This is a genomic window from Streptomyces sp. NPDC055078 (assembly GCF_053607985.1).
On the sequence record NZ_JBSGUP010000357.1, the window covers coordinates 1 to 8,385 of the forward strand.

Here is an 8,385-nt window from a genome sequence, read left to right on the forward strand (position 1 = left end):
GACATCCCCCGCCTCGTCGCCATGGAACTCCAGGTCCCCGACATCTCGTCCGCCGGCCCCGACGCCGTCGTACGCCTCGCCATCCCGGAAGCCTGGGTCACTCCCCGGTCCGTCCAGCAGCTCAAGGAGATCCTGCGGGCACATCCGGGCCCGGCAGAGGTCCGGCTGCTGGTGCGCGGCCGGACGAGGACCACGGTGTACCGGCTGGGCTTCCGGGTCGGCGTCGGGCCCGGGTTCTGGGCGGATCTCAAGGCGGCGGTGGCCGTGACCCAGGCCCCGCCGCCCGGTGACACCGGCTCATCCGGCGGCACCGGGGGCATCAGCGGGAGGGGCTGACACGGCCCGGTCAACCGCGTCACTCCCGTCACCCTGCGCGGGCAGCGGGACCTCCTCGTACGGCATGGTGTCGTCGTGCGGCGGGGCGTCCTCGCGCTGGCCGTCCTCGCGCTGCGGGACCTCCTCGTACTGATACTGGCGCGACTGGACGAGATACATCCGCCGGAACGACCCCGGCCCCCGGCCGGCCGCCGGGGTGCCGTCGCTGTCCGGCCCCGGGCGCATCAGGTCGTCGAACGACCCGTGCTCGATGACCCGGCCGCGATCCAGTACGTAGATCTCATCCGCGTGCCGCACGCTGTGCAGCCGGTGCGTGATCAGGATGACGGTCTGGCCCTCCGCCGCGAGCCTTCTGATCTGCTCGAACACCCGCTGCTCCGCCTCGGCGTCCAGGGCGCTGGTGGGCTCGTCCACCACGAGGACGCGGGCGTCGCGATGGCGGGCGCGGGCGATGCCGAGGCGCTGCCACTGGCCGCCCGAGATCTGATGGCCGCCCTTGTAGCCACGGGCGAGCAGGGTGTCCCAGCCGTTCGGCAGCGCGGCGACCGTCTCATCGGCACCGGCGTACTCGGCGGCCGTGTCCAGCCGTGCCTCGTCGTCCGGGGCCTCGGGGCGGCCGATGGCCACATTGGTACGGGCGGTGAAAGGCCAGCGGTAGAAGTCCTGGGCCACGACGGCCACCCGGTCGAACAGTTCCAACCGGTCCGCCTCGGCGGCGTCCATGCCGTCCCACAGGATGCGGCCGGAATCGGGCAGGTACAGCCCGCAGAGCAGTTTGGCCAGGGTGGACTTGCCGCTGCCGTTGTTGCCGACGAGCGCCACGATCCGGCCGGTGCGGATGGTGACGTCGACGCCGTCGAGCGCGGGTTCCCGGGAGACCCCGGGGTAGGTGAAGCTGACGTTCTCGAAGCGGATCGCCGCGACGTCCCGGGGGAGCGGACTGCCCGAGGTGGGGATCAGCCTGCGGTCCGCTTCCTTGCAGAGCCGGTCGAGGTCGGAGACGAACAGACTCTCCTCGTAGAGATAGTTGAGCTGGAGCACCAGCCCTTCGAGACTCGCCGACCCGGTGCGGATGGCGATGACGGCGGTACCGGCGACCGCGAGATTCATCGCGCCCGCCCACAGCAGCAGACCGAGCGTCCCGTACGCGGCGCCCGTCGCGAGCCCCGTCCAGCCGGAGGCGACCAGTCCGGTACGGGCCGCGAGGCGGGCCAGCCTGGTCTGCTCCCGTTCGCCGGTCTCGGCCATCGTCCGGAAGTGCCGCAGCAGGAACGGTCCGATGTTGTGGACCCGCACCTCGGGCGCTGCCTGGGCGTCGATGAGCAGCCGGCTGAGGAGCTGGCCCGCGCGGGCGTGCTGGAGCCAGGTGTGGAAGGAGACGTACCGGCGGCGGGCGATGGTCAGCGCGCTCCAGGCGCTGGGCAGGGTCATCAGGACCAGCAGCGGCAGCAGTACGGGGTGCAGCACTGTCAGCACCCCGGCCGCCGCGATCAGCGAGATCCCAGCGGTGATCACGGAGGTGCAGAATCTGATCATCTGGCGGGCGGAGTCGGCCCCGTACTGGGCCGACTCCAGCAGCTTGTGGAACTCCTCGTCCTCGACCGCCGCCAGCTCGACGCGCGCCACCCGCCCCAGATACTCCTCGGTGGCCACCCGGTACACCTTGGGCTCCAGTTGGCCCGTCCCGGCGGTGGACGCCGACCGCAGCAGCGCCCCGATCAGCGCGGTGAGCGCCACGGCGACGAACGCGGGCACGGCGCCGCGCAGCCGTTCACTGGTCCCGCCCGTGCCCAGAATGTGCACCAGCACCTGATTGACCGCCACCAGCCCGACGGCCTGGGCCACACCACTGCCCAACTCGGCGCCCGCGACCTGACGCAGGGCGCGGGGGTCGGCACGGTGGGCGAGGCGGATCGTGTACGCGATCAGCCGCGGCATCCGCGCGATCATGGAGCGGAGGTTCAGTTCGAGGAACGAGCCGCTGTGTGCGTTCCAGCCGCCCTCGTGGCGCAGCGGCCCGCCGAAGAGGAGCCGCTCGGAGTCCGAGACCTCCTCGGGTTCGCCGGGGTCCGCCGGCCCGGTGGTCGGGGGGTCCTGCTCCGTGGCGCTCCCGGCGACCCCGCCGCCTTCGTCTGCCCCCGCCGTGCCTTCGCTCACGGTGCCTTCGCCCGCTGTGGTCCTGGCGCGCTGTGTCATACGAGCCCCCGTCTCGGTGTGCCTGCCCGGGCACCCGGCCAACGCCGTCGATCACCGCTCTGTCACGGCCGGGGGCCCGGCGGATGCGGTCGGCCTGCGGCACTCGGGTCGCCCTTCCCGCGCCCCCTCGCGCTCCTTCGCCGCCGCGAGACGTGAACACTACGAGCAGAGAGCGCTGTCACCACCGGAACCGGGACGATCACTTGTCCCCGGGTCCGGCAAACCCGGCCCGTCCGGGGGCAACCCAGCCCGTCCGGCGTTTGAGGCGTGGGTGCCCCTCCGGGTGGGCGGGTCCGGCAAACCCAGCCCGTCCGGCGTTTGAGGACGGACCCTTGAGGTGGCGGACTCCAGCCTTTGGCCGGGGGGCCATCCCAGCGTGATGGGGGCCCCCGGGCGCCGAGCGCGCCCGGGGGACAAGGCCCACGCGCCCCGCGCCCTAACCCTGGGGCGGGGCCCCTTCCCCGGGCGGGACCGGGCCGGGCCGATCGGACTGGGACGGAGCAGGCTCCGGCTGTGCGGGCGCGGGCTCACCGGCCTCGGGGGAGGCGAGGGGTGCCGGCAGCGCAGCCGGCTGGCGGGTGTGGATATAGGTGGTGAGGCGCTGCACCTGGCGCTCCAGGTTCTTGATGCGGTCGAGGATGTCCTCGGGCAGATTGGCCATCAGAGAGCCTCCAGATAGAGGTCGGCGGTCTCCGCACGCCCCCGCTCCGGCGGAGCGACACGAATCCCGATGACACGGTAGGCGGCGTCGAGCCCCTCGCTGAACCACACGTCCCTGATCCGCAGCCGCACCGTCGTGCCGAGCAGCGAGGGCGTGGTCGCCGCCGACAGCCGGATACGGACCGAGGGAATGACGACGGGCCCGCGCAGCGCGGCGAGATCGGCGCGGGCGATGGCGTTCAGAACGGGCTTGTCGTTGATGCTGCTGTGGTCGGACGTGGTGTCCAGCCGGGGGTAGCCGCCGTCGATGAGGTCCTGCGCGACCTGTTCGTCGGAGATCACGGGCCGGGACGCGCTGCCGGGTGTGCCGCCCCGGGCCCGTGCGGTGGTGCCGCCGCGGGTGGCGTCCCGGGGGAAGGAGTAGGACAGGATGTCGCCCGGCAGATCGAGCACGGTGGTGCCCTCGCCGATCCGGATGCGCGGGGAGCCGAAGAGGAGCCGCTTCACCCGGAGGCCGGTCGCCGGGTCGCGGTGGACGGAGACCAGATACTCGAAGCCCGGTTCGATACCGGCCAGTTCGTTGATCGCCTCCTCCACGAGGGTCTCGTCCCCGTCCCGGTACGTCACGGTGCGCTCGGCCCCCGGCCGGTCCTGGGCGTGGCCGACACGGATGTCACCGCCGGGTGTTCCCTGCATGTAGTCCCAGAGGGCGCGGACGATCGCCAGTTCGTCGGTGTTGGTGAAGACCAGATCGCGGCGGATACGGCGGCGTCCCGCGTACGAGTCGAAGGTGGCGGCCTGGAGCGCCACCGTGACCCGGCCCTGCTCGTCCATCGCGGGGGTCAGCGTCCACAGGATGCCGCCCCAGCAGACATGGCCGTCCCGTTCGAGATAGACGGCGGTACGGCCCTCCACGAGCTGGTGGACCCGCTCGGCCATCCGCCGGTCGGGGATCGGCAGCGTGGCGCTGAGGGAGCCGGGCTTGCCGAGGTAGTCGTCGTACTCGATGCCCTGGAGCGGGAGTACGTCGATGGCGCTGTCGCTGCGCAGATCGGCGAAGACCGCGCGGTAGAGGCTGTCCACCGCCGCTCACGCCACCGGGTCGACGCGAACGAAACGGTTGTCGAAGTGCGCGGTGGCCGCCGCGTCCTGGCTTCGATAGGTGAGGGTCGCGGTGTGGACGAGGCCGGGGGTGACGGCCTGCGCGAACTGGGTGGAGACGGAGGCCCGGCCGGTGCCGCCGTACTGCGCCGAGCGGGTGTCCCGGGAGCCGCCGTTGGTGACCATCGCGGTTCCCTGCCGGACGGTGCAGGAGAGGAAGGCATGGCGCACGGCGGTGGAGTCCACGGAGGCGAGGGCGCCGATGCTGATGTGCACCCAGCCGGACGGCGGCGCGGTGAAGGTGGCCACGAGCGGCCCGGTCGTGCCCTCCAGCACCTCTATATAGGCTGCGGAGGTGGTGTGGCCGCCGTCGGTGTGGTGCCGCAGGATGGCGTCGGGGATGAAGGGCATCCACTGGGTGCCGTTCCAGCGCTGGAGCCGTCCGTTCAGATCGCGGTACTGGCCCACCATCAGCGGTCCGCCGCCCTGGCCGCCGCCCGCCGGGAGGATGCCGCCGAGCGCGGCCGTGTAGCGGCGCCGGTCGGTGATGGCGTTGGCCCAGGTGATGCCCCGCGCGGCCGACGCCCCGGCGGGGACGGCGATCTCGTACAGCGGCTCCGCGTTCGCGGGCACCCCCGGGGGCAGCGGCACGGCGGCGGGTGTGCCCGGGATGAGGTCCAGGACGGCTTCGTAACGGCCTGATCCGTCGTAGTCCGAGTCGATCACCCGGACCACGAGCGCGTCGATCCGGGGCAGGGTGGCATGCCCGTCGGTGAAGGTGAGCAGGGTGTCGGCGTCGACGGTCACCGGATAGCCGCCCTGGGCGGGGGCGGAGGTGCCCGCCACCCAGAGCCGGCCGGGGGAGAGCCGGGCCTGCATGCTCGCGGCGGCCGTGCCGGTGAGCTGGAGTCCGCCGTACGCGCAGCCGGGGCGGGTGGTGAGCGGGCCGGCCGCGGCCATGCCGAGGCTCACGGCCAGCCGGGTGTCCTCCCGGGTCTGCCCGCTGGGCAGATGCCATGCGGAACGAGTGGTCATGTCGGGCTCCTGGATCGGGATCGCGTACGGGGCGGGCGGGGCGCGAACGGGGCGGGGCGGTCTTCACCGGCTGCGACCGGCGGAAGGTGCGGCCCTCGGCGGGAAGGCGCGGCCTCGGCGGCAAGGTGCGGCCCTCACCAGTCGGCGGAGCGCCAGCTGACGGTGGCCAGGGCCGCGCCGGAGTCGCCGTCCCGGGCCCGGAACGAGAGCTGGGAGACACCGGGCGCGAGGGTGAACAGCTCCTCGGGAGCGCTGCCGACGGCCGCGGTGTGCCGGCGGGACGCCGTGCCGTTGAAGATCACGGTGCCTTCGGCGGTATCGACGGTGAGCCGGTCGTCCGGGCCGAGGGTGATGGCGTACTCCAGCCAGACACCGCTGGTGCGGTTGGCCAGCCGGGGGTCCGCGCACGGCCCGGTGAAGGTGATCAGCGGATGGGCGGGTGCGCTGCCGGTGTTCGCGGCCTGGAGATCGCCGGTGGACGCGGGGGCGCCCCAGGCCAGCGGCCAGCTCAGCGGCCAGGTCAGACCCGGCTCCGGACTGGGCAGCGATACGGTCTCGCGGCGCTGCGCCGCCTCGTAGCGGCGCGGGTCGGCGGCCTTCCACTGGAGCGTCGCCTTGGCGAGGCCACTGGCGAGAAACTGACGGTCGGTGGGCACGACCCGCTGCACCACCCGGGCCCGTACGGCCAGGGTCTCCCCGTACAGCCGGACCGCGAGCCACTCCTCGTCGTCTCGGACGGCGGTCGCGGCCCGCAGCGCGCGCAGCGCGGCGAGCATCGCCGATGGGCCCGCGGCCCGGTCGGGGGCGAGCCAGATCTGTGCGGTGACGGTGCGCGGCTGGGCCCACTGCGCGCCGGGCCAGCCGCCGTGCCCGGTGGGCCGGTTGATGTCGCCGGACTCCAGACCGGGCAGCTCCTCCCAGCCGGTGAGCCCCTCGGCGGCGACCCAGAAGGGCGTGCCGGGGCCCATCAGCAGAGCGCCCCACTGGAGCTGTCCATCGGTCTCGATCAGCGACCCGGACTCGGCGGCGGGAGCGGTGGGGGTGGCCATCTCAGCCTCCCGCTGTCATCGGGAACATCAGCCTCTCGCCTCCACTGGGAACATCAGCCTCTCGCCTTCATCAGGACCATCGACCTCTCGCCTGCACCGGGTGGGTCAGCCTCTCGCCTTCATCAGGAACATCAGGTCCTCGGCGGTCTGGCGGGCGCTGCCGCCGGGTGCCTCGTGGTAGTTCTGGATGACGAATCCGCCGCCGGGTCCGCCGGCCGCGGCCCCGGCCGGGGCGAGCCGGGACTGCCGGGCCAGCAGGGCGTCCAGCTTGCTCAGCGGCAGCACCGCCTCGGACTGCCCGCCCTCGCCGAGCAGTGCGAGGGTGCCGCCCGCGCGGGGCAGGACGATGCCGCCCTGGGCCAGGGTGGGGATCGTGGGCAGATTGACGCCGAAGGTCTTGCCGCCGATGCCCGGCACCCAGTCGGGAATCGACACCTTCACCTTGTTCAGCGCGCCGATCGCCTTGTTGACCAGCCCGATGACCGCGTTGATGGGGCCGCGTACGGCGCTCAGCACGCTGTTGAACACGCCCTTGGTGAAGTTGGCCAGCCCGCTCCACGCGCGGTGCAGACCGTTCTTGACGGCCTGGAAGGCGGCGGGGATCTTCTCGCGGAAGAAGTTCAGCACCGGACGGACCACGGCCATGATCGCCTTGAGCACGGTCGTGATGATGGCCTTGTAGATGTTGAAGTAGGTCTTGATGACCGTCCAGATGACCTTCAGGACCACCTGGAACGCGACCTTGATCGCATTCCAGGTCGTCTGGACGATCTGTTTCGCCACCCGCATGGTGGTGCCGATGACCTGGCCGATGATCCGGAACGCGGTCCGTACGATGCGCTGCACCGTCTTGGACTGCATCGCCATGTCGATCAACTTGGTGATCAGCGGCAGCAGCAGGGCCATGATCGCGCCGAAGATGTTGGCCTTCATGGCGGAGTTGAGGCCCTTCTGGGCCGTGGTGACGCCTTGCAGCCCGGACTTCATCCGCCCCATCAGCCCGCCGCCGCGGGTGGCCGACCGCCCGGCCCCGGCCATGGCCCGGTCGGCCTTCTGCACGCTGCGGGCGGCGGCGTCGGCCTGCGTTTTGACGCCCCGCAGGCCCGTGCCGGTGCGGTCGAGACCGGACTTGACGCGGGTGACGGCGCGGTCGGCGTTCTGGACGGCGGTACGGAACCTGGTCACGCCGGTCTCGGCCTGACCGGTGCCGGTGCGCAGGCCGCGGAAGCCCGAGGCGGATCGGTTCAGTGCCTGTACCAGTGACATGGTGACCTTGACCTTCCTGTGCCGCGGTACGCGGGTCCGTGCCGCTATGTGAGGGCTGTCACAAGCCTGTTGATACGTCCTTCAAGGGTCCGGATCGCCCGCTCGGCCTCCCGGATGTTCCGTACGTCCACGGGGCGCTGCCCCGGGCCGGGCCTGCCCGCGGCGGCGGCCCCGGCCCCCTGCCGCCCCAGGGCGCGGGTGGCCTTGGTGTCGGCGCGGCGGGCGGTGGCCAGCGCGTCGTTGGCGGCGGTCCGGATGGCGGCGGCAGCGGTGCGGTCCTGGCTGGCGCGCAGCACCGTACGGGTCAGGGTCCTGCGCAGCAGGGTGATGCGCTGCCCCAGATTCCGCCGGACGTCGGCGATCTCCTGTTTGAGATCCTCGGGGTGCATCCGCCCGGCCGTCAGCCTTCGGTTCTCCCTTATCGTCTCCAGGTCGAACAGGGTCTTCTCGGCGTTGAAGATCTTGAAGCCGGCGGACGCGCCCGTGAACTCGGCCTTGGCCGCCGTCACGGAGCCCTCGATGCCCTTGAGCGCCGTCGTGACACCGGTGACCTCGGTCTTGAGGGCGTTGATCTCACGGTTCCAGCCCTTGATCGCCTCCTGCTGCTGCTTCAACTCGCGTACGAGCCAGCCGTCGTCGGCCATGTCCCCTCGCTCCCTCCCGCGGTCTCGTCACCGTCACCCGAAGAATCTGGCCAGCTCGGCCGCGCTCGGCCCTTCCGGAGCCGCGCGCGGCCCATGGG

At 72.3% G+C, this 8,385-nt stretch carries 7 protein-coding genes and 1 pseudogene; 1 reads left to right on the top strand and 7 read right to left on the bottom strand.

Annotation, left to right across the window (positions count from 1 at the left end; translation table 11 throughout):
• Nucleotides 1–336: pseudogene (locus ACWF94_RS25730) on the top strand (hypothetical protein); the annotation flags it as partial.
• On the opposite strand, the gene ACWF94_RS25735 reads toward ACWF94_RS25730, so the two are convergent.
• The 7 genes from ACWF94_RS25735 to ACWF94_RS25765 all read right to left on the bottom strand — a co-directional run bounded on the left by ACWF94_RS25735 (nt 298) and on the right by ACWF94_RS25765 (nt 8,287).
• Nucleotides 298–2,286: an ABC transporter ATP-binding protein gene (locus tag ACWF94_RS25735; RefSeq protein WP_453493025.1), complete on the bottom strand. Its 1,989-nt coding sequence runs from the start codon at nt 2,284–2,286 to the stop codon at nt 298–300. The pseudogene ACWF94_RS25730 and the gene ACWF94_RS25735 overlap by 39 nt on opposite strands.
• Nucleotides 2,287–2,968: 682 nt before the next feature.
• Nucleotides 2,969–3,193: a hypothetical protein gene (locus tag ACWF94_RS25740; protein WP_453493006.1), complete on the bottom strand. Its 225-nt coding sequence runs from the start codon at nt 3,191–3,193 to the stop codon at nt 2,969–2,971.
• The gene (locus ACWF94_RS25745) at nt 3,193–4,275 is read right to left on the bottom strand and encodes a hypothetical protein (RefSeq protein WP_453493009.1); all 1,083 of its coding nucleotides are present in this window, start codon (nt 4,273–4,275) and stop codon (nt 3,193–3,195) included. Before ACWF94_RS25745 ends, ACWF94_RS25740 begins: the two co-directional genes overlap by 1 nt.
• A 6-nt stretch (nt 4,276–4,281) precedes the next feature.
• A complete protein-coding gene (locus tag ACWF94_RS25750; protein ID WP_453493013.1) occupies nt 4,282–5,328 on the bottom strand; it encodes a hypothetical protein in 1,047 nt (348 codons plus the stop codon).
• A 134-nt stretch (nt 5,329–5,462) separates the two neighbouring features.
• Nucleotides 5,463–6,377, bottom strand: coding sequence for a phage distal tail protein (locus ACWF94_RS25755; protein ID WP_453493016.1), 915 nt, complete (start codon nt 6,375–6,377; stop codon nt 5,463–5,465).
• Between the two features lie 105 nt (nt 6,378–6,482).
• Complete coding sequence (locus tag ACWF94_RS25760; RefSeq protein WP_453493019.1) at nt 6,483–7,643, bottom strand: hypothetical protein; 1,161 nt, start codon at nt 7,641–7,643, stop codon at nt 6,483–6,485.
• A 44-nt stretch (nt 7,644–7,687) separates the two neighbouring features.
• A complete protein-coding gene (locus tag ACWF94_RS25765) occupies nt 7,688–8,287 on the bottom strand; it encodes a hypothetical protein (RefSeq protein ID WP_453493022.1) in 600 nt (199 codons plus the stop codon).
• Between the last annotated feature and the right edge of the window lie 98 nt (nt 8,288–8,385).

Coding starts and splice junctions, on each gene's coding strand:
- ACWF94_RS25765 (WP_453493022.1), bottom strand. CDS start 8,287: ATGGCCGACGACGGCTGGCTCGTACGCGAGTTGAAGCAGCAGCAGGAG.
- ACWF94_RS25755 (WP_453493016.1), bottom strand. CDS start 6,377: ATGGCCACCCCCACCGCTCCCGCCGCCGAGTCCGGGTCGCTGATCGAG.
- ACWF94_RS25735 (WP_453493025.1), bottom strand. CDS start 2,286: ATGATCGCGCGGATGCCGCGGCTGATCGCGTACACGATCCGCCTCGCC.
- ACWF94_RS25760 (WP_453493019.1), bottom strand. CDS start 7,643: ATGTCACTGGTACAGGCACTGAACCGATCCGCCTCGGGCTTCCGCGGC.
- ACWF94_RS25740 (WP_453493006.1), bottom strand. CDS start 3,193: ATGGCCAATCTGCCCGAGGACATCCTCGACCGCATCAAGAACCTGGAG.
- ACWF94_RS25750 (WP_453493013.1), bottom strand. CDS start 5,328: ATGACCACTCGTTCCGCATGGCATCTGCCCAGCGGGCAGACCCGGGAG.